Source organism: Mesonia sp. K7, assembly GCF_003233725.1.
In the GTDB taxonomy this organism is placed as follows: domain Bacteria; phylum Bacteroidota; class Bacteroidia; order Flavobacteriales; family Flavobacteriaceae; genus Mesonia.
Window position 1 is genome coordinate 211,140 of record NZ_QKQV01000002.1, and the last position, 21,994, is coordinate 233,133.

A 21,994-nucleotide genomic window follows, 5' to 3' on the forward strand; every position below is an offset into this window, starting at 1 on the left:
TTCTTATTTAATGACCAACTTCTGTATAAAAAACTGTGATTCGTTTTCAATTTTTAGTACATACACCCCGACAGGCAAATATAAATTCGTTTCATTTCCTGTTATTTTTTGTTGCTCAATTTGCTGACCCATGACAGAATAAACAGAAAGTTCGAACTCACCTTCTACTCCATCGATAGTAATTTTTCCGCTCGACGGGTTTGGATAAATTTTTATTTCACTAATTGAAGGGTTTTCAGTGGAAACTGGATTATTCCATGGGTTTCCTGCTTGGCTTCCAAAAATATAATCGACCAAATCTGGATAATCAATAAAAGGATTTCTATTCTTCTGCCATTCGTAAACTACATTGTTGCGGTTCATCTCAAAATCATCTGGCGGATCTTGCTGATGCCAAGTCAGTAAAGTTGCCAAATCTCCTATTTCCCCTGGCCCGTTTTCAGGAAAACCGTTGACAACGTCTAAACCGTTGTAACGAATAACCATATAAAAAATACTGCGGGCAACATCACCCTTAAAGCTACCTTGGTTATTTTGTGGTCCGTTGTATTGACCAAAATGTTGGTTACCACGAATGCTGTTTTCGATACCATCTACGGCTCTGATATGATGAGCATCAGAATTTCCGTGGCGTAAAGAATCTGCATTGGTATTCCAATATACATTTGGACCATCGGCAAAATCGTCATCCTCGATACTGTCATAACCACCACGCGAACGTGGGTAAACATGCTCTCGATTCCATTTTCCGGTGTTGTCTGAACCTGTTTGCACATCGAGTTTTGCTCTGGGCTGTTCGGTATAAACTAACCAAACTTGATTGCTATTTTCTGGGTTTTGGTCGGCTTGCATCAGTATATCATACACATCGGCATAGGTTTGTGCTCTTACCACACCTTCTTCGGCGATAATGCCTTGTAAATCGTCTCTAAGGTTTTGTCCTGCTAAACCGTCGATAGCATCGTAATAGGTATTTGGTGCCGTTGAGTTTACTTCTATAAAAGTGGGATTAGTTGGTGTTCCCCAAGGGGCAACTTGGAAATCATTATCGACAATTCTTACTGTAATTTCATTGTTAAGAATGATAAAATCAGAGGGAATACTTTGCAGCTCTATCACTGCTTGTTCGTCACCTTCATCTAGGGTATCGTCTATCAATTGAATGTTTACAACTGCTGTTTTGGTTCCAGTGGCAAAAGTTACGGAGGTGTTACCTGTAAAATCTGCAGCATCAAAACCAGCATTATTTAAAGTAAAATTGACGGTTTTTGATTGTGTTACGTCTTCTTCAAGTGTAAAAGTAATATCAAAATTGTCACCTTCATCATACTGCGTTTGAGCAACCGAAATCGTAATTCCGTTAAGCATAATTCCGCTTCCGTCGTTGAGTTGTCTTGGTGTTGGTGCTTTAACGTCGTAACCTCCAGAAGCATTTAACTGAATAGACTCGTTGTCTTTATCGTTATTTAAATTTTCGTCAATTTGTTGGGTTTCCCCAAGTAATACCATCAAATCTGTATCGTCAGGATCTCCAGTACCATACACCAAAGCATCGATAAGATTTGTGGTTGTAGCTATCGTTTGTGGAGGAAAATTATTGATATTGTCTTGGTAAATAGCGACTGCATCGGCACCATTTTGAAAAACATTGGGCGAAATCACATATTGTGGAAAAGGAGAAACTAAGTTACTTCCCATCAACAACAAACCATTGGCATCGGTTGTATAACCGGCCAAATCATAAGCTAAGTAACTCGAATTGTTCCCACTGGCTGAACCGTTAAAAAAAACCACAATATAGCCGTTAAGTGAAAAGTTAGGCGTTGCTGATTTGATTTCTAAAAATTCTTTATCATCTGTACTTGGGGTATCGCTATCTAATTCGTTGATGACCAATTGTGCAGAAACATTAAGCGTAAAACACAAAAAGAAAATCGAGAAAACAATATTTTTCATAAACTAAATTTTGACAAAAGTAGGTATTATTTAAATCTTAAGACTTGTAGCATTTAAAATTAACTTAATCATAATTTTACCAAAGCAATCAATAAGTTTAAATTTGTGATGAAACTAAATGATATGAATTCGATTGAAGCTCTAAACTGGCGTTATGCCACCAAAAAATTTGACGCAGAAACACTTTTACCAGAAAGCAAAATAGATACCTTAAAGCATGCTTTTAGGCTTACGGCTACTTCTTATGGTTTACAACCGATGAAGCTTTTGGTGATTCAGGATAAAAATGCGCAACAGAAAATTCAGACGTTGTGTATGAACCAGCAACAAATAGGAACAGCTTCTCACTTACTTATTCTTTGTACTGTCCAAAATATCAACGAAGATTTTATCGAAAAATATTTCACCAAAGTGAAACAAATAAGAAACACCCCAGATAAGATCATACAGCCTTTTCAGGATTTTCTCACAGAAGATTTTAAGGAAAAGACCAAACAGGAAATAGAAACTTGGGCAGTCAATCAGGTGTACTTAGCCATGGGCAATTTACTCACGGTTTGTGCACAAGAAAAAATAGACGCTTGCCCGATGGAAGGTTTTCAGCAGCTAGAAATCAACCGATTTTTAGAATTAGAGAAATTAGGTTTGAGTGCTGCACTTTTATTACCAGTTGGCATCCGTGCTGCAGATGATATTTTTGCGGATTTTAAAAAAGTAAGAAAACCCTTAGAGGAAATTGTGATTGATTGGAAAAATCAATAATTCACATACTCGGTAATCTCCAAGCCGTAACCAATCATTCCTACCCTCTTTTTTTGTTGCGTATTCGATAGTAATTTGATTTTATGAATACCCAAATCGTGTAAAATCTGAGCCCCAATACCAAAATCCTTATTATCCATCACAATACTCGGAGCTTTCATTTCGCCTTGCGCTTGTAAGTCTTTTAACTCCTCCAAACGTGACAGGATATTAAAACCCGATTGTTCCTGATTGATAAACACAATCGCTCCTGCACCTTCTTTATTAAGTGCCTGAAACATATCGTCTAATTTTTTATCGGCATTATTGGTGAGCGTTCCTAATATATCGTTATTGACCAAAGTAGAGTTTACGCGAACCAAAACAGGCTCATTAGCTTGCCAATTTCCTTTCGTTAACGCTAAATGTACTTGATCGTTGGTGGTTTGTTGGTAGGCTCTTAAACGGAATTCGCCAAACCTGGTTTGTATCTGAAAGTCTTCTTTTTTATCAATCAAAGAGTCGTGCTGCATGCGATAAGCCACCAGATCTTCAATCGAAATTACTTTTAAATCGAAACGTTCTGCAACTTCCATGAGTTGCGGCAAACGCGCCATCGAACCATCTTCATTCATTATTTCTACAATTACGCCCGCTGGAGACAAACCTGCCAACCTGGCTAAATCTATAGCTGCTTCGGTATGACCTGTTCTTCTTAAAACGCCTCCTTCTTTCGCTTTCAGCGGAAAAATATGACCTGGTCTTCCCAGTTCGTAGGGTTTTAAATTTTTGTCGGTAAGTGCTTTTACGGTTTTTGCTCTATCAGAAGCTGAAATACCTGTAGTACAACCGTGACCTTTTAGGTCTACCGAAACGGTAAAGGCAGTTTCCATCGCATCGGTATTGTTGCGCACCATCATATCTAAGTCTAACTCTTCGCAACGTGATTCGGTAAGCGGTGTGCAAATAAGACCACGACCGTGCGTGACCATAAAGTTAATCATTTCTGGCGTTACCTTTTCCGCGGCAGCAACAAAATCACCCTCGTTTTCTCGATCTTCATCATCAACCACGATGACTATTTTTCCTGCTTTGATATCAGCAATTGCATCTTCAATCGTATCTAATTTTATTTCTTTAGAGAGGGTTTTGGTAGCCATAACTATAATTTTTTGCAAAAATAGTGAACTCTTAAGAGTCTTTCTTGCTTAAACCTATTTTTTTGAAAAAATTCTTTACCGGAATGGTAATGACATCGGTATTGACAAAACCTTGGTCGGTGGTCGCCCGATAAGTAAGGTAAATACTAAGCGGAAACATAATAAATGTTGAAACCCAAGTGGCGACAAAAGGACTAATCGTACCGTCTTCAGCACCATTTTTAGCAAAAATACCGATAAAATGATAGGTCAAAAACAATAAAACGGCTATAACCATTGGTAAACCAAGTCCGCCCTTACGAATAATAGCTCCGAGCGGAGCTCCTACAAAAAACAAAATAAAGCAAGCCACTGGCAAAGAAAACTTCTCGTGCAGTTGTATTTCTGCTTTATTGAGACTTTCTGTCTTTTTCTTAAAAACTTCTTTCTTACCTTTTATATTGAGTAAAGTTCCGTTAACGGAACCTTGGGCAACACCTAAGTATTTTTGTTTTTGTATCAAATCGTAAGATTGGTATAGTTCTTCTAAAGTTTTGATATGATAGGCTTCTTTCGTTTTTTCGTTAAAATTAGAATTATTGACAACTCGCAAAGGTTTTGCCGATGTTGTTTCTTCTTTTGTATTGGGTGATAGTCTATCAAAACCACTCCTATCTTTTATATTATGCAAATAGCTTTCGCGATCTTGATTAAAATCTCTTGACATCGAATCGATAGCAATTACCAACTCGCCTCTATCAAGCATTTTTGAGGAGTTACTATAAAGTTCCTGATCGAGATCTACGTTATTAAAATCAGACATATCATAATTGATCTGATATTCCTTAAAATAACTCTTTACGAAAGGTTTTTTCTTTCGCTCGCTGTACTTTTTAGGTTGTAACTCTTCATAATAATTACCATCTTCCAGCATTAATGTCAAGATATCTGAATCTTCTTCTCCAAAAATTTTACCGCTTTCTGCTTTTAGGACGACGTTGTTACTGTTTGAATTTGCCCCTTTTTTGTGAATGATAACTTCTTTTAAAATTTCGTCATTTTCACCAGTTTTCTCGGCTACTTTTATATTGATATCGCCTAGCGTATTAAAAGCACCTTCTACTATTGCCATCGCAGGTTGCATCTGGGAAATATTTTTCCGTAGGTTGATAATTTTATACTGTGACCAAGGGATCACACTATTTCCAAAAATATAGGTCACTAAACTCAAAAAAGTAATAAAGAAAATGAGGCTTCGCATCGCTCTTTGTAACGAAATACCGGAAGATTTCATCGCAGCAAACTCATATTTTTCGGCAAAGCTGCCAAAGGTCATAATTGAAGCAACCAAAATAGTGAGCGGCAAAACCATCGCCATCATACTGGGCATCAGATAAAACAAAAACTTAGATATAATAAAAATATCTAAGTCTTTGCCTGCCAGTTCTGAAATGTAAAGCCAGATTCCCTGTAAAAGGAAAATCATCATTAACACTACAAAAACAGCCAGAAAAGTTTTTATAAAACTTACAAATATGTAGCGGTCTAATATTTTCAATTAGTCAAGTGTGTTGATGTAATAACCTTGGTATTTACTTCTATCAAACTTAAATAAGTTGCTCGATATCGGTTCGTTGGTCGTAAACTTATTGACTTTTATGGTCACTTGTGTAGCGTTATCTTGTTTCTGAATCATGTTATAAATATGCTTGGTTTGCACATCTATACCCAATAAAATCTCTTTGACTTCGGCATTCGAATCTATCGGGATCAACTTCACATATTGTATTTTTCTCCCTTTGACGCTTTGCTCGATATCCCATTTGTAGGTATAACCGTTTTCATAAAAGGTCAACATTTTTGAAGGAGAAACGCCACCCTCATCTTCAGGATCGTGCTTCGAAATGGTTACTTCTTCGTCTTCGGGAACAATAGTGTAAAGGTTCTTTCCGTCAAAAATTCTGGTAATTCCCATCAATTCTAAACGGTATAACTCGCCTTTTAGATTGACTTCACCTCGGGTTTCTTGCTTGATATTTTCGGCAGTATTTTCCAAAACATAGTCAAAACCTACCAAAATATTATCATAGGATTTTACTTTTTTAGAAACTTGGCTTAACAATTCTTTCGCTTTCGCGGAATTTTGTGCCGTGCTTACCTGAAACGCCAAAACGGCTAATACCATTAAAACTAACTTTTTCATTTGCAATGATTTTAATTTTTTAAATGCTTTCAACATTTATGATTCTTCATTATTTAAAAATTCTTCGAGCGCTACCAAATCAGTAATCAAAACACTTCTGGCTTTACTACCTTCAAACGGACCTACAATTCCTGCAGCCTCCATTTGGTCGATAATTCTACCTGCCCTGTTGTAACCTATTTTTAGTTTTCGCTGTAAAAGCGAAGCAGAACCTTGTTGTGCGGTCACCAGTATTTCAGCAGCTTCTCTAAAGAGTTGATCTCTATCGCCTACATCTATATCAAGACCTGTGCCACTTTCTTCCCCTTGATATTCCGGAAGCTGATAAGCATCGGCGTAAGCCTTTTGCGAACCTATAAAATCGGTTATTTTTTCTACTTCTGGCGTATCTACAAAAGCACACTGCAAACGGATAAGATTGTTGCCTTGTGTGTAGAGCATATCTCCTTTTCCGATAAGTTGTTCAGCACCACCTGCATCTAAAATGGTACGCGAATCTATTTTACTGGTCACTCTAAAAGCGATACGAGCCGGGAAGTTGGCTTTGATCATACCAGTAATCACATTTACCGATGGTCGCTGTGTCGCAATAATCAAGTGAATACCAATCGCACGAGCCAATTGTGCCAAACGAGCAATAGGCGTTTCTACCTCTTTTCCGGCGGTCATAATCAAGTCGGCAAACTCGTCTACGACTAAAACAATATAGGGTAAAAACTTGTGCCCGTCGTTCGGGTTGAGTTTTCTTTGCTTGAACTTTTCGTTGTACTCTTTAATGTTACGTACCATCGCATCTTTGAGCAAGTCATAACGATTATCCATTTCGATACAAAGCGAGTTGAGCGTATTGATTACTTTACTGTTATCGGTAATAATCGCTTCTTCGGTGTCTGGAAGTTTAGCGAGGTAATGTCGTTCTATCTTATTGAAAAGTGTGAGTTCTACTTTTTTCGGGTCAACCAACACAAATTTGACTTCTGCGGGATGTTTCTGGTACAATAACGAAGTTAAGATCGCATTTAAACCTACAGATTTACCTTGCCCTGTTGCTCCAGCCATTAATAAGTGAGGCATTTTGGCCAAATCGACCACAAAAGTTTCGTTCGAAATGGTTTTTCCTAAAGCAATTGGCAATTGCATTTCTGCATGCTGAAATTTGGAGGAAGCAATCACTTGACGCATACTTACTGTAGTCGAATTTTTGTTGGGCACTTCGATACCAATCGTTCCTTTTCCTGGAATAGGTGCAATTATTCTAATTCCTAAAGCTGAGAGCGAAAGTGCAATATCGTCTTCCAAATTTTTAATTTTCGAAATCCTAATTCCTGCTTCGGGTACGATTTCATACAAAGTTACCGTTGGTCCAACTGTGGCTTTGATTTGTGCTATATCAATCTTGTAGTTTTTAAGCGTATCTACAATATTGTTTTTGTTTTCTTCGAGTTCTTCTTGGTCGATGGTAATTCCTTTTCCGTCGGTATAGTCTTTTAGCAATTCGATGGTAGGAAATCTAAAGTTTTTAAGCTCTAAAGTCGGGTCAAATTCTCCAAAATCGTTAACCAATTTTTTGCTGAGTGACTCCTCTTCTACTTCTTCCTCTTGTGCGGTTTCTACTTCCATATCGACATCACCTTCTTCGTTAGACGACGGAATCACAATTTTTTCTGCTGGTTTTGGTGGTTCTGGCTCTTCTTGAGGTGTATTCCTCTCTTTTTCCATAAACTCCTTGATAATGGCTTCATCATCCTCTTCTTCTGAAACCACTACTTCTTCTTTTGCGTGTGTTTTTGTTTCCGCTTGAGCGGAATTGAAATCTTCTACCACTTCACTTTTTGTTCGTTTAAACTGACTTGCCACCAATTCTGGCGTAATGTTAAAACGAACGACTAAGTAGATAATCAGAACAAACAAAAGTAGTAAAACCGTTCCGGTGAAGCCAAGGTAATCTTGTAGGTAATCGTTAGTTTCGTAACCTACGGTTCCGCCCAAAAGGGAATTTTTATGTGCCAAAAAACCCAAGCTTGTCGATAGCCAAAGCATCACGAGTAAACCCCAGAACCAAAATTTATAAAGTGACTTTAACTTTAGATTGAAGAACAAGTAAATCCCCGTAAGGGAAATTAAAATAGCAATGCTGTAAGCTGGTATTCCGAAACCTTTATAGATGAAAAAATCACTGATGACTGCTCCAAATTTGCTGAGCCAGTTTTTGGTTTCTACTGTTCTGTTGGCTACTTGGCTGAGCGTGTCTTGGTCGTATTTCCAATTGAACAAAAAAGAGGTAAATGCAATGAGCAGTGCAATACCCAACAAAATTAAAAAAGCACCTAACAAAACTTTATGCTTTCTGGTTAAAGTAAACTTTGGTAAACTTTTTTTGGTTTTGGTCGCTTTTTTTGTTTTGGTTTTACGCTTGGCCATGTAATCTAACTAATAAGGCAAAAGTACAAATATGAATGTATTTTTTTAGGGTTATTGCTCAGTATAAATTTAATTTTATGGAAAAATATACGGATAGTAAATTAAAATACCAATCACAATAGCGATAATGGCCGCAAAAAACACCGCTCCAGCAGCGATATCTTTGATCAAACCTATTTTTTTATGGTACGTAGGGTGTATAAAATCGGCAACTTCCTCTACCGCAGAATTAATCCCTTCCAGGCATAAAACTAGTCCTGTTGCGAGTAACTGAAACATCCATTCTACTCGTGTAATACCAAAAACAAAGCCTAAGATGACCATAATGATGCCGATGGTGACCTGAACTTGTATGCTATGCTCGGTTTTGATGAGCTTTACCAAACCATCAAAAGCATACTTTATGGATTTTATTCTTCCTATGATGAAGTTTTTATTCATTTAGGTTGTACTTTTTCAAAGTTGAAGTTAATAAAAAAAGGTTAGCTAAAATAGCCAACCTTTTTTTGAAATCGTAAAAATCTATTTTTATTTATCGATAGCGCCCATCACTTTTTTTACAAAGTTATTGGCGGCATCTCTTTCCGGCATACCCTCTTCAATCATTTTGTGTACTTCTATCGCGCCACAAAGATTGGTGATGAGTTCTCCTACTACATCCATTTCTGTTTCAGAAACCGAACGATGTTCTGTAAAAGATTCTAAGACTTCTACCGCTTTTTCTAAATCTTCAGCAGTATTGTTTTTCTGTAAATGTCTAATTACGGGTAACTTCATCGATTAAGTTTTTAAGCGATTCTAACTGGTTTGTTTGCACTTGATTGACAAACTGTCCATCTTTAAAAGTGGCAAAAGTGGGTAAATTATCTACCGTTGCCAATTTTCTGGATTCAGGAAATTTTTCTGCATCAACCATGATAAATTGAGCATTATCTGTTTCTGAAGCCATTTTTTTGAATTTTGGTTTCATCAAGCGACAATTTCCGCACCAAGAAGCCGAAAATTGAACGACAACCGTTCCATTTTCGTTAATCAGTTCTTGTAAATTATCTTTTTCTAATTCTTTTATCATAGCAATTTTTATTTTTTTTAGTTTCTTAAGTAAGTCGCAACACCTTCTCTATTGGCAATCATTGCTTCTTTACCTTCTTCCCAGTTTGCTGGGCATACCTCACCATGTTTTTGTACGTGTGAGTAAGCGTCGATCATTCTTAAATACTCATTTACATTTCTACCAACTGGCATATGGTTTACACCTTCGTGAAAAATAGTTCCTTCCTCATCAATCAGGTAAGTTGCACGGTAAGTCACATTATCACCATCGACCATATAAGTTCCGGTTTCTTCATCATAACGTTCGTTTTCGATATCTAAAATCCCTAACCTTGAACTTAAGTTACGATTAGAATCTGCAAGGATAGGATAGGTGATTCCTTCGATTCCGCCATTGTCCTTTGACGTGTTTAACCAAGCAAAGTGTACTTCTGCGGTATCACAAGAAGCTCCGATCACGATGGTGTTTTTCTTTTCAAACTCTGGTAAAGCGTTTTGAAAAGCGTGTAATTCTGTTGGGCAAACGTATGTAAAGTCTTTTGGGTACCAGAATAACAATACTTTTTTGTTGTTTTTTCTTGCTTCTTCTAATACATTAATTTTAAAAGTATCGCCCATTTCGTTCATCGCGTTTACTTCTAAATTTGGAAATTTTTTACCTACTAAAGACATAGTTTTTTATTTTTTTAATTGTTATACTTTTTCGGTGACAAATATATATTTTATCTGCCTTCTTCAAGAGGCATTGTATTCATGATTATTTATCAATCAATAAATTTTATTTATACGTTAAATTCATTAACATAAGATTTTGTTATAACAAATAATCTTTCTTTCATTTCTTCTATAAACAATCATAGTTTTTATCTTTACGGATATGAAAAAACTACTCACCCACATCAAAGAACTGATTCAAGTAAGAGACGAACAAATTTCCTTTTTAAAAGGAAGAGAAATGCAAACGCTACCTACCCTAAAAAATGCTTGGTTACTGATCGATAACAACCTCATTTCCGATTACGGAAGTATGGAAAGTTTACCTGAAATAGAAGTTGACCAAACCATTGACTGTTCAGGTAAAATGGTGTTACCTACTTGGGTCGATTCGCATACACATTTGGTGTATGCCGGTAACCGCGAACAAGAATTTGTCGATCGCATCAACGGATTGACCTACGAAGAAATTGCCAATCGCGGTGGCGGAATCTTAAATTCGGCTAAAAAACTGCAAGAAACATCCGAAGAAGAATTGTACGAGCAATCGAAAGTGCGTCTCGAAGAAGTCATCAAATTAGGTACTGGAGCCATCGAAATTAAATCAGGTTACGGCCTTACCCAAGAAGCCGAACTCAAAATGCTACGGGTTGCCCAAAAACTAGCCCAGAACTACCCGATCACCATCAAAACCACTTTTTTGGGAGCCCACGCTTTACCTCCGGAATATAAAAGCGATAAAGAAGCCTATATCAATCAAATCATCGATGAGATGTTGCCCGCAGTTGCGGAACAACTCGCCGATTATGTGGATGTGTTTTGCGAAAAAGGCTACTTCTCTATCGAAGATACCCAACGCATTATGAAAGCTGGAAATAAATATGGCTTGAAAGCAAAAATACACGTCAATCAGTTTAACGCCTTTGGCGGAATACAAGCTGCGGTAGCGCAAAATGCCTTGAGTGTCGATCACTTAGAAGTCATGAATACCGAAGATTTTGAAGCTTTACAAAATTCAAATACCATGCCCGTAGCTTTGCCTTCTTGTTCGTTGTTTTTGAGTATTCCGTACACTCCCGCAAGAGAAATGATCGACCGTGGTTTGCCATTGGCACTTGCCACCGATTACAACCCGGGAAGTACACCTTCTGGAAATATGAATCTGGTAGTTTCTCTGGCTTGCATCAAAATGAAAATGACACCAGAAGAAGCCATTAATGCGGCAACGATCAATGCTGCTTATGCGATCGATTTGAGCGCAACCCATGGCAGCATTACCAAAGGCAAAAAAGCTAACTTAATGATTACCAAGCCTATTCCGTCATACGGATTTTTACCTTATTCTTTTGGGACAAATCATATAGAAAGTGTAATTTTAGAAGGCAAATTTTTCAACTAATCGCTTATGGAACATTTCGACTTTTTTACGCCACAAACCGCAAGTCAATATACCAATCAACGTGAAGGCGAAACCAAGCTCGGCGAAAGCCTGTCTTTTGTTTCTGGTTTCGATCAGCTTCACCAAAAAGAGCAAGGTTATGTTATTTTCGGCATTCCTGAAGATATTGGTGTTCGCGCCAATTACGGTCAACCCGGAACCGCAAACGCTTGGTATGGTTTTCTAAAAGCTTTTCTGAACGTACAACAGAACGAATACAATACGACCGATAATTTTTTGATTCTAGGAAGTGTAAACACCGACCGTTGGATGCAGGAAGCCGAAGGAAAATCACCTTCAGAATTGGGAGAAATCGTTGAAGAAATAGACGATACTGTCGAAAAAGTGGTCGAAAATATTGTTCGTGCCAATAAAACCCCTATTATTATTGGAGGCGGTCACAACAATGCCTATGGCAATATTTGCGGTACTTCTTTTGCCCTTGAAAAACCTATTTCTGTGCTCAATATCGACGCGCACACCGATTTACGTAAAGTAGATTTTCGTCATAGCGGAAACGGATTTACCAAAGCCTTACAAGAAGAACACCTCGATAAATATATGGTCATTGGTTTACATCGAAATTATACCCCTCAGTATATTTTTGAGATGATGAATGATAGCAAAAATCTATCATTTATGCTACTCAATGATTTTTTACACTTGAGTACCATCGATAAATTGATTAAATTTAAAAAAGCAACCGATTATGTTAAAAATCAGTTTGGTTTAGAAATCGATTGTGATGCGATTGAGCATTTTAACAGCAGCGCCCAATCACCTACGGGTTTTAGCATCAACGATATTAGAAGTTTTATAAAAATTGCCAAAAAACAAGAGGTACTTTATTTGCACTTGTGCGAAACCATTACCGACACTCATAACATGACTGGCAAAGCTTTGGCATTTTTTGTGACCGATTTTATAAGAACAACCGATTAAAAATTTATAGCGATGAAACATTTCTACCTTTTATTAATGGTCTTGATTTTTATGGGATGTAAAAATAATAACCAACAAAAAAACGAACAGCAAATAAGTGAACCTGTTCAAGAAAAAACCACAACAGACGAAGAAGCAAACAACACTTCGACGGAAAGTTCCGTAAAGATACATCCGATCAATCACGCTTCTTTTGTGTTAGAATTAGACGAAAATGTAATTTATGTAGATCCTGTTCAACCAGAAAGCGCCTACCGCAACTATAAAAAACCAACTATTGTTTTGGTCACCGATATTCATAAAGACCATTTTTCCGTGGAAACGCTTTTACAATTAAGCCAAAACGAGCTCAAAATCATCATGCCCAAAGCAGTTTATATGCAATTGCCTGAAGAGTTGAAGCCTAAAGCACAAATCTTAAACAACGATGAGGAAATAATGTTGGGTGATATCAACTACAGGGCAATCCCGATGTACAATTTACGAGAAGAAGCACTACAGTATCATCCGAAAGGTCGCGGAAATGGATATTTATTGAGCTGGAAAAACGAAAAAATTTACATTTCGGGTGACACCGAAGATATTATTGAAATGCGTAACCTCACCAACATTACCAGAGCTTTTATCTGTATGAATTTACCATATACAATGCCTGTTGAGAAAGCTGCCGATGCGGTTTTAGACTTTCAGCCAAAGAAAGTTTATCCGTATCATTTTCGGGGTACCAATGGTTTGAGTGACGTAGCTAAGTTTAAAAACATCGTCACCACCAACAACAACAATATCGAAGTGATAAAGTTAAGCTGGTATTAGATAGTGATGAGTGTTGAGTGAAACACAAGTAAATAATCCTATTTAAGTTGGATTATTTCCATTTTTTGGTTAGTTTTGTAGCTTAGAACTAAGTTGTAAACTACATGATTACTATTGTTTTAGATAAATTTTATCATCGTGGAAAAGATCGAATTGGTATTCGGTCGCAACCTTACCATCCTGCTGCAAAAAACCATATCAAAGCAATTCCGCAGCTAAGTTATTCGGCAACTTATAAAGCTTATTACGTAGATTATAATAGCAAAAACAAGCACTATTTGTTTACTTACTTTAGAAGTCACAACTATTTGGTAGATTATCAAAAGTTGTTGGTTGAACCTGCAAAACCAAAGCCAAAGCTTTTATGGATACATAATAAATACAGAAATCTTACCAAAAATGATTTTTCAGAAGCAGAGCAAGACATCTTAAAAAGCTATGTGCGGTTTCTACGCGGAAAAAGATTTAGCGAAAGTACCGTAAAAACTTATTATGGTTTTGTAATGATGTTTGTTGCTTATTATAAAAAGTCTACTGAAAAATTGAGTACGCGAGCGTTTGAAATGTTTATGGAGGACGTGATTGCAAAATATAATTATGCGATTAGTACACACAGGCAATGTGTAAGTGCTTTACAGCATTTTGCAAAACTTTACGGTTTAGAAATAGAGGCAGAGTTAAACGAGCTGAGGCCAAAAAAAAGTAAAAAACTACCTACCGTTTTATCACAGAAAGAGATTTTAAGAATTTTACAAGTTACCCGAAACTTAAAACACCGAACTGCTTTGGCACTACTCTATTCTTCTGGTCTACGTATAGGTGAGCTTCTAAGCTTAAAAGTAAACGCTATTGACATAGACCGGAAGCAACTATTTATAAATCATGCAAAAGGGAGAAAAGATCGAACGGTAATGCTTGCCGAGAGTATTTTGCCTTTGCTTTATAATTATGTAAGGAGTTATCAGCCAACCGATTTTTTATTTGAAGGAAAGAATGGGAGTTCTTATAGTGCTGTTACGGTACGTAAATTTTTACGGGATTCTTGTGTGAAGGCAAAAATCACAAAACGGGTAACGCCACATACGTTACGTCATTCGTTTGCCACGCATATGCTAGAAGACGGTGTTGATTTACGCTATATACAAAGTTTATTAGGGCATGCCAAGCCCGAAACCACTATGATTTACACTCATGTAAGCACGCGTGACCATTTAAAGATTAGCAGTCCGCTTGATAGTGCTGTTAATCGTTTTATACATCCTGATAATGAAGATAAAAAGGTACTGTTATCCGGAAATATATAGGTAAAAACGTTTATATTTGTTTTGATATAACCCGTTACCCACAATTTGAAAAAAAATCGTCACAACCAAAAAAACCGATATGAAAAACATACTGATTATCCTTTTTGTAGTCTTTTTGACTTCATTAACATTCGGACAAGAAAAAAGAGTTGTATCAATAATTGATTCGACCAAAACACCAGAGTTAGTTTTAATTCAAGAATTTACAGTCAATTCACCAATCGATTCCGTTTGGAATGCTTATACAACGAAAAAAGGTTGGGAAAGTTGGGCCGTTCCTCTCGCAGAAATTGATTTAAAAGTTGGTGGATTTATAAAAACGAATTACAACAAAGCAGGAAAAATTGGAGACAGCACAACAATCGTAACACATATTATTAATTACGTTCCCAAAAAGCTGATTACACTTCAAGCTGAGATTACCGACAATTTTCCGGAATTTATGAAAAAAGAGGCAAAAGACTTTTATAATGTAATCTACTTTGACGAAACCGAAAAAGGAAAAACAAGTGTAAAATCGTACGGAATTGGATATAAGAACAACCCTAAATATCTTTCACTAATGGAATATTTCATACCTGCTAACGAAAAGTTATTAATGAACTTAATTTTGTATTTAGAAACAGACACAAATTCAAAAAAGGAATAATATGGACAAAGTACTTCAAACAATGATTGACAATATGCCTGAAAAAACGGGCAAATCTTTGAGTGAATGGAAAAAGGTGCTCAAATCAAAGTCTTTTGCCAAACATTCAGAAGCAGTAAACTTTCTTAAAAAAGAACACAATGTAACACACGGATTTGCGAATACGATTGTCGCATTGTCAAAAGAAGAAAATGAAACACCAACCGACCTTGTTGAAAACCAATATAAAGGCAAAGAAAATTTAATTCCGATTTATGAAAACCTGTTAGCTGTCGTAAAAGAATTTGGAAAAGATGTTACAATCACACCAAAAAAGACAAGCGTAAGCGTAATCAGGAAAAAACAATTTGCATTAATAAAACCTGCGACCAAAACAAGAATCGATTTAGGGTTAAAACTCAAAGACAAACCGACAACAGACAGACTTGGAAATTCAGGACCTTTTGGAACAATGTGTACACACAGAGTTAAGTTATCGAATGTCAGCGAAATTGATAGCGAACTAAAAAAGTGGCTGATGGAATCCTATCAAAATGCGGAATAAAAACTGTGGGTAACAACGTGTATAGCTCATTGCTGTTTAGTTGCTTAAACCGAAGTTTAGGCGTATTTGGAAAGTCGCCAAATTTTTAAATTTGACGATTTCCAATAACAAGATAAATAGTAAAATTTAAAAATCTGGCTTGTGGCTCAACCGAAAAATAATCGCTAATTTGCACACAACGAGCCATACACCAAACCGTTAGCAACAAGTTGACAAACCAACGAAAATCCTGCTAAATTTCAAGTTTTTGGGTTTTTAAGAAAGGAAAAATGAAAAGCGGAATTCTGAAAAATAACTCGGAATTTCACTCAATCGGAATTTAAAAAAAATACGGAATATTACGCTGAATTTCGGCTCGCTCAAAATCAGTTTTAGCATCGAAAATTTAGCTAAGCGAAAAGTTTTGGCTGAATAACAGAATAGCTAAACGTTGTGGCTGAACTTTGTGAAAATGGATTTTCCCAGGTTTAGTTTTTAACGACGAAAATTTTGAAAACCAAAGGTTCGAGCTGAATATTGGAATGGCTAAACTTTCGGGAAAAAAACCGAATGAAATCCGAATTTTTTTTTAAGATTTTAAGGGAAAAAGCACAAACGGAATTTAAACTCGTGCGAATAAAAAATGAATAAAACCAGTTGCTAACAACGTATAAAATTAATTGCTAGTTCCAGCCTACTTACGAAAATCCTCGCGGATTTTCTATTCGGTTTTTATTTGCTAAATTAGTTGCTTAAACAACGCAACTAATCTTATACAACAACGTTGCCAGTAATACAAAAAATGTCTATTATTAATTGGAAATATTGTCAAGAGAATTCTGATTTGATTTTGTCAGCAGGATTACAAGTTCTGATAAAGGACAAACCAAATAACTTTGGAACTGTCTGCGAAGATTGTTATGGAAATTATTTGATAACAAATAAAAATGGAAAATGGAGTTACACAGGAGAAGGCAAAAATTTATCTAAAAGAATAAAACAACACTCAAAAGAAAGAACTTCAACTTTTTTCAAAACCTACATAAAATCAGACAATTCCGCAAAAAAAATAAAATTAGAGGAATTTGAATTTAGAACAATAAAGAACTTAATCGGACGAAAAGAATTAGAAGAATTTACGATAGTTAATTATCCAACAAATCTGAACAAATTTCAAAGAGGGAAACGGGAATTGTTCAAAGCGAAATCGGACAAAAAGTTATGGAAAGAAGTTCAGGAGAATTATTTACAAATAATTAAGCAGGGAGAAAAACAGTTTGCTAAATCCAAAATTTTTGATTGGATTTCCGCCGATATAAATTATGGTGCTGGAATTTATTGGATTGAGCATAAAGAAGACGGGCATATCTATATTGGAGAAAGTTCAGATGTTTTTAAAAGACACGCAACTCATTCTGGCAAAACATACTTTTCTGCTGTTCGTAGAAATTTAGGCGAAACTATTTTAGGTTTTAAATTGCAAACCATAAACGGACGAAAAAGATATTTTAGTGATAATGAAGATTTACAATTAACCAAATATTTGAACTCTTGTACTATTAAAACTATGCCGATTTCATTCGGACGATTTGAACTTGAAGAGTATTTAATTAGAAAACATAAACCAGTATTAAATCGAAAAGAGAATACATAAAAGTACTACTGGCAACACCGTATAACAACAATTGCGGCTTTGTGTCCTGCGGACACAACCGCGCAAGCATAAAAGTCTGGAATTTTAGCTATCTTAGTTTTGAACCAATCCGCAACTGATTGTTATACAAGACCGTTGGCAGCAATGGTAACCGAATGCAATTTCTAATCACCAACTTACTTCCCTAAACTGAAATTTTTGTTTGTTTTTGAGTTTTGGATTTTTGAAAATCTGGACGGTAAATAAAAAAACAAACATTGAAAAGAAATAAAACTTACGACTGACTATTAGTTTTATCGAATAAAAATCAGCAGAACGGGTAAAATTTCCAATCGTTACGCTGAAAACAAATCAGAACGGCGAATTTGAACTCGCTCACTCCTGCTCTACGAATTGAATAGCAGAACGAATAAATTTAACTTCAGAACTTTCTGCCAAGACAACTGAAAATACCGCTCATCAGCAAGTTAACAGAACGTGAAATTCAAAATCTTTACGGTTAAAAACCACGAAGAATAATTGAAAAACGAAGAAAATCAACTAAAAACCGTAAAATTAAAAAAAACCACAGCAGCCAACAACGGCTATAAAACATTGCTACGGAATTTTCCACTGGAAAATTCCCCATATTTTGTATATTAGTTCTACGGCGGAAAGAATCCTGCGGATTTTTCCGCAACGATTTCATAGCCAAAACCGTTGTACGCAAGCTGACAAAAAAATGACTGACGAGTTTATTCCACCAATAAAAGAACGAACAACCGACGATTTACTAAAAATAGTTGGAGCGCCTGAAAAATGGAACCCAAGAGCGGTTCACCTTGCGAATAATGAGTTGATAAATAGAAAAGTTGAGCCGAAAAAAATTAAGACCGCTAAATATTTATCAAAAAAAAGAGAAAGGATTGACGAAAGAATTAAAGGCAACGAGAGTTATCACTTTTGCGACTTTATTTTTGACCCTTTTTGGACTTTATTTGAAATAATATTTTCGTGGGAGCTAAAAAAAGATGGATTTACTCGAAAAGCTGAACAACAAAAGTATTTCCGAATTGGAATCGGAGTTCTGATTTTAATATGTGTCGGACTTGCTTATCTGACTTAATAAAAATTTGAAAATAAAAGCCAGCGTACAACACCGGCTATAGTTCATTGCTTCTGACTTTCCTAATCGGAAATTAAAAAACCCTTATTTATAAGGGGTTTAAGTTAAAAAGGCAACAATAAGGCAACAAATATTTGATTATAAGAACTAATCAAAGGAAAGAAATAATAGATAAAATTAAGAACTTATTAAACGATAAAATAAAACCGTTCGTGTAGAACGGTTTTATAATTTAAACATCAACCGTTAATTAGCTGTTCCAGAGCCTAAATAAACGCTATTTGACACAGTACTACCATCAGTAGTAATAAATGCCATAAAAAGCTCAACAGTATCCCCTGCGTAGGTACTTGGAATTGTAATGATTTGAGATCCTACAGTTCTATCAGCACCATCAAGAATATACATCGATTCTTTTTTACTTGGATTGTAAACTAAAATCATTGCTTTATCAGTTGCATTTGCATTACCTTCAGCAGAGTTATCATCCCAAGTAAATTCTACTTGTCCCGCAGTTGCTAAATCTGTTGCAGGGTTCAATGCTCCAGATAGATTACCTCTACTTAATAAAGCTAAAGAATAATCTACAGTAAAGTTTGGTGCAGCTCCTGTAATCGCATTATTCAATACATAAGACATTGCTGCATTAAACTCTGTTTTTTGCACCGCATAAGATTTATACCCTTTCTTGATAAAACCTAAATTCGGTTGAAGATACTCCAAAGTAACAGTAAACTTGTTTCTTTGGTTAACTTGTCCTTCTGTTCGTGGATTTGTCACATTTGAAGGCTTAATTCTCAAATAGTCAATACCTTTCCAAGAAGCACCAACTACGTTTCCTACTTTACCTGATACACCGCCCAGGATTCCTTGTGAAATAACACCCATTGTATATAAAATTTAAAATTAATACTTGTTCGAAGTCGGTACGGACTTGGTACGGTCTTTAACCAACACAAGTAATATATGGCAAATACTATGCTAATAGATTGATTTGGTTTTTGTTGCCCTTTGTTGCCCGATTTTGCTTTTTAGAAAATAGATTTTGTATGTATGACACTTTTAAATCTGCCATTTTTGAAATTACTTTTTGAAGTTCAGCTTCTTTTTTACAAATTGCTGACACTATATTAATATGCTTTTGTAACTCAAACTCATCACTTAACAACGAGGTGTAACTATTATTTAAGGTGTTTCTACAATCATCTATTGAGATAAACGGAATAACACTCCCTTTTAAATAATAAGCATAAAAACCGCCTATTTGCAACATCATTGATAAATGGTAAAGGGTTTGTTTATCTTCCTCGGTTGATGTAGATACAACAAAACAATTAGGACAAGGATTTATTAAAGGCTTTCCGCTGTTTTGCCCTTTGTTCAGGATAAAAAAATGAGGTTGCGAGTAGATTCTTCCGATTTGGTGTGTTTTTAGTTCAAAAGTTGACATAGCTATCCAATTTAAAATTGCTTCGCTACGCTTCGCACCATTAATTTTTTAAAAGAAAAACAATAAAAAAAGAAAGCCTAATGCTCTTGTGGCGTGGATAAGGCTGTCAAGGTTTTTGGATAAAAGTTTTTTGAGATTAATTGTTTAATGATTGTGAAAAATGCTTTTGAAAAAAGTTTTATTCAAAACCCGTAGGGCTTGACCTTTATAGCCTTGCGCGTTGGCTGTGGTAGCCACATATATTTGCTACCTTTTTTTATTTATTGACTGTTCTTCTAAAACATCTAAAATATCTTGTTTTTTATATAAGATTCTGTTGCCCATACGAATTGGATTTAAAATTCCGTGTTTATTCCAAGAATGTATTGTTACCAAACTGATTCTTAAATATTCGGCTACTTCTTGTCTTGTTAGTAATTCATCATTTTTTGATTTTGATAGTTCTTTAAGGTAATCTTCAATTTTAAACAATAATTTATCTGCTACCTTATCCGCTAATTCATCAACTGTGACTTCTGTAATTTGGATTGTTTTTGTAATCATATTGAAATGTATTTAATTTATTGAACAACACTTTTTGGGGCATAAACTCTTAAAAAAATAGGTTATTTCCAATTTGAGCGTGGGGTGAAGCGTTTGTATGGGTAGCGTTTTAAATAGTTGTTTGATAAAACAGCATTTAAACAAGCTACTTATACAGGACTTTTAGGCAATAGCTTTTTGTTTTTTTGAGGCACGAGAAAAAGCAATATGCTATGTCGTATTACTGCATATTATGAACCTATTTTTTTAAAACCGCTGACTTGGGTGGTGGGGAAAAGTGGACTTTTATATTTGTTAACGAAATGAAACAAACAAAGACTTGAGGTAAGGAATACTTGGACTTAACGATGGTTTTGTGCAGCTTGAATGAGATAACGAATATAATACATAACTAATTCAACCTTTTTAATTTACTACTGTTTAATGCTTTTCCAAAATATCGTTATATGTTCGGATTTGAGCGTTGGAATAGCGGATATTTTACATAATACCAGTTATAGCTACAAAATGCATTAACACTGCGATAGCAAACCTTTGAAAAGTGCCGTTTGCTACTATAACTTCTATTATGTAACATAGCTTGGGATTGGTTTTGTGGCGTAATAGTTGTTTGTGCGTTGGCAATGGCTCTTTGCTTTTTTATTGTACCAATTTTATAAAATAACGACGTTTAAATAAAACAAGCAATGTGCCATTATAGCTTTAGATACAAGTATTATGACATAAAACCAATTATGCATTGGCGCGCGGAACAACACAAAAGACAGAGGATTTTGAGGTACGAAAAAACTGGGTTTTGGGTTGTGGGGAATAAAAAAGAGCCTTCCGAAAAAGACTCTTTCATTATTGCTTAATGGTCGTGATTTGAATGGTCATCACTTTCTTCTTCACCAGATTGATTCATCATCATTTCGTGGTCGTATTTACAACAACCTGGTAAACCATCATATGCTTCTTCATCACCTGCTACTTTTTCGGTATCATATCCTGAAGCTGCGATTGCTTTATGGATTGCCATTGCATCGGTTTTTGTATCATCAAAAGACACATCAATCTTCTTTTTATCGACATCCCAATTAGCACTTGCAACACCTTCAACACCGTTAGCTGCTTTTTCGATAGTGTTTTTACACATTCCGCAATTTCCTCTTACACCAAAAGACAGGTCTGTCATTGCCATATCTTTTGACATTTCAGTAGTTGTGGTTTCTGTTTCTTTTTTGGTTTCGTTTTTACAACTTGTTAAACCTAATGCTGCTATTACAGCTACACTTAAAATTACTTTTTTACTCACGTCGATTACATTTTTGTTTTTGTGTTCGTGATTTTTCTTTGAAAAATTCATT

Annotated in this window: 22 protein-coding genes; 9 read left to right on the top strand and 13 right to left on the bottom strand. The window is 35.7% G+C overall.

The window, feature by feature from the left end; translation table 11 throughout:
* Positions 1-3: 3 nt before the first annotated feature.
* On the bottom strand, positions 4-1,956 hold the full coding sequence (locus tag DNG35_RS02430; protein WP_111126167.1) for an endonuclease: 1,953 nt from the start codon (positions 1,954-1,956) through the stop codon (positions 4-6).
* Between the two features lie 123 nt (positions 1,957-2,079).
* Here DNG35_RS02430 and DNG35_RS02435 point away from each other — a divergent pair, with 123 nt between their 5' ends.
* Complete coding sequence (locus DNG35_RS02435; protein ID WP_111126168.1) at positions 2,080-2,718, top strand: NAD(P)H-dependent oxidoreductase; 639 nt, start codon at positions 2,080-2,082, stop codon at positions 2,716-2,718.
* Here DNG35_RS02435 and ribB read toward each other — a convergent pair.
* The 8 genes from ribB to DNG35_RS02475 all read right to left on the bottom strand — a co-directional run bounded on the left by ribB (position 2,712) and on the right by DNG35_RS02475 (position 10,185).
* Complete coding sequence (ribB, locus tag DNG35_RS02440; protein WP_111126169.1) at positions 2,712-3,857, bottom strand: 3,4-dihydroxy-2-butanone-4-phosphate synthase; 1,146 nt, start codon at positions 3,855-3,857, stop codon at positions 2,712-2,714. The genes DNG35_RS02435 and ribB overlap by 7 nt on opposite strands.
* A gap of 31 nt (positions 3,858-3,888) precedes the next feature.
* Positions 3,889-5,394: an LptF/LptG family permease gene (locus tag DNG35_RS02445; protein ID WP_111126170.1), complete on the bottom strand. Its 1,506-nt coding sequence runs from the start codon at positions 5,392-5,394 to the stop codon at positions 3,889-3,891.
* A complete protein-coding gene (locus tag DNG35_RS02450; RefSeq protein ID WP_111126219.1) occupies positions 5,395-6,039 on the bottom strand; it encodes an outer membrane lipoprotein carrier protein LolA in 645 nt (214 codons plus the stop codon).
* Positions 6,040-6,075: 36 nt separating this feature from the next.
* Complete coding sequence (locus DNG35_RS02455; RefSeq protein ID WP_111126171.1) at positions 6,076-8,460, bottom strand: DNA translocase FtsK; 2,385 nt, start codon at positions 8,458-8,460, stop codon at positions 6,076-6,078.
* A 75-nt stretch (positions 8,461-8,535) separates the two neighbouring features.
* Complete coding sequence (locus tag DNG35_RS02460) at positions 8,536-8,901, bottom strand: diacylglycerol kinase (protein WP_111126172.1); 366 nt, start codon at positions 8,899-8,901, stop codon at positions 8,536-8,538.
* An 87-nt stretch (positions 8,902-8,988) separates the two neighbouring features.
* Positions 8,989-9,237: a hypothetical protein gene (locus tag DNG35_RS02465; RefSeq protein ID WP_111126173.1), complete on the bottom strand. Its 249-nt coding sequence runs from the start codon at positions 9,235-9,237 to the stop codon at positions 8,989-8,991.
* Positions 9,218-9,532 (bottom strand): co-chaperone YbbN, encoded by a 315-nt coding sequence (locus DNG35_RS02470; protein WP_111126174.1) that lies wholly within the window; start codon positions 9,530-9,532, stop codon positions 9,218-9,220. The genes DNG35_RS02465 and DNG35_RS02470 overlap by 20 nt, the downstream gene beginning before the upstream one ends.
* Positions 9,533-9,549: 17 nt before the next feature.
* The gene (locus tag DNG35_RS02475; RefSeq protein ID WP_111126175.1) at positions 9,550-10,185 is read right to left on the bottom strand and encodes a peroxiredoxin; all 636 of its coding nucleotides are present in this window, start codon (positions 10,183-10,185) and stop codon (positions 9,550-9,552) included.
* A gap of 205 nt (positions 10,186-10,390) precedes the next feature.
* Here DNG35_RS02475 and hutI point away from each other — a divergent pair, with 205 nt between their 5' ends.
* From hutI to DNG35_RS02515, 8 genes are all read left to right on the top strand, one after another.
* The gene (gene hutI / locus DNG35_RS02480; RefSeq protein WP_111126176.1) at positions 10,391-11,626 is read left to right on the top strand and encodes an imidazolonepropionase; all 1,236 of its coding nucleotides are present in this window, start codon (positions 10,391-10,393) and stop codon (positions 11,624-11,626) included.
* A 6-nt stretch (positions 11,627-11,632) separates the two neighbouring features.
* Positions 11,633-12,607 (top strand): formimidoylglutamase, encoded by a 975-nt coding sequence (locus DNG35_RS02485; protein ID WP_111126177.1) that lies wholly within the window; start codon positions 11,633-11,635, stop codon positions 12,605-12,607.
* 12 nt (positions 12,608-12,619) lie between these two features.
* Positions 12,620-13,420 (top strand): MBL fold metallo-hydrolase, encoded by an 801-nt coding sequence (locus DNG35_RS02490; RefSeq protein WP_111126178.1) that lies wholly within the window; start codon positions 12,620-12,622, stop codon positions 13,418-13,420.
* A 104-nt stretch (positions 13,421-13,524) separates the two neighbouring features.
* Entirely contained in the window at positions 13,525-14,724 is a 1,200-nt protein-coding gene (locus DNG35_RS02495; protein WP_111126179.1) for a tyrosine-type recombinase/integrase, read from the top strand.
* Positions 14,725-14,803: 79 nt separating this feature from the next.
* Complete coding sequence (locus DNG35_RS02500) at positions 14,804-15,373, top strand: SRPBCC domain-containing protein (protein ID WP_111126180.1); 570 nt, start codon at positions 14,804-14,806, stop codon at positions 15,371-15,373.
* A 1-nt stretch (position 15,374) separates the two neighbouring features.
* Positions 15,375-15,917, top strand: a complete 543-nt coding sequence (locus DNG35_RS02505; protein ID WP_111126181.1) for a DUF4287 domain-containing protein — start codon at positions 15,375-15,377, stop codon at positions 15,915-15,917.
* A 781-nt stretch (positions 15,918-16,698) separates the two neighbouring features.
* Positions 16,699-17,550, top strand: a complete 852-nt coding sequence (locus tag DNG35_RS02510; RefSeq protein WP_111126182.1) for a GIY-YIG nuclease family protein — start codon at positions 16,699-16,701, stop codon at positions 17,548-17,550.
* A 721-nt stretch (positions 17,551-18,271) separates the two neighbouring features.
* A complete protein-coding gene (locus DNG35_RS02515) occupies positions 18,272-18,655 on the top strand; it encodes a hypothetical protein (protein WP_111126220.1) in 384 nt (127 codons plus the stop codon).
* Positions 18,656-18,901: 246 nt separating this feature from the next.
* Here DNG35_RS02515 and DNG35_RS02520 read toward each other — a convergent pair whose 3' ends face one another.
* From DNG35_RS02520 to DNG35_RS02535, 4 genes are all read right to left on the bottom strand, one after another.
* Positions 18,902-19,543, bottom strand: coding sequence for a DUF6266 family protein (locus DNG35_RS02520; protein ID WP_111126183.1), 642 nt, complete (start codon positions 19,541-19,543; stop codon positions 18,902-18,904).
* Positions 19,544-19,631: 88 nt separating this feature from the next.
* Positions 19,632-20,105, bottom strand: coding sequence for a hypothetical protein (locus DNG35_RS02525; RefSeq protein ID WP_111126184.1), 474 nt, complete (start codon positions 20,103-20,105; stop codon positions 19,632-19,634).
* 246 nt (positions 20,106-20,351) lie between these two features.
* Positions 20,352-20,648: a helix-turn-helix domain-containing protein gene (locus DNG35_RS02530; RefSeq protein ID WP_111126185.1), complete on the bottom strand. Its 297-nt coding sequence runs from the start codon at positions 20,646-20,648 to the stop codon at positions 20,352-20,354.
* An 850-nt stretch (positions 20,649-21,498) separates the two neighbouring features.
* A complete protein-coding gene (locus DNG35_RS02535; protein ID WP_051881039.1) occupies positions 21,499-21,993 on the bottom strand; it encodes a heavy-metal-associated domain-containing protein in 495 nt (164 codons plus the stop codon).
* Between the last annotated feature and the right edge of the window lies 1 nt (position 21,994).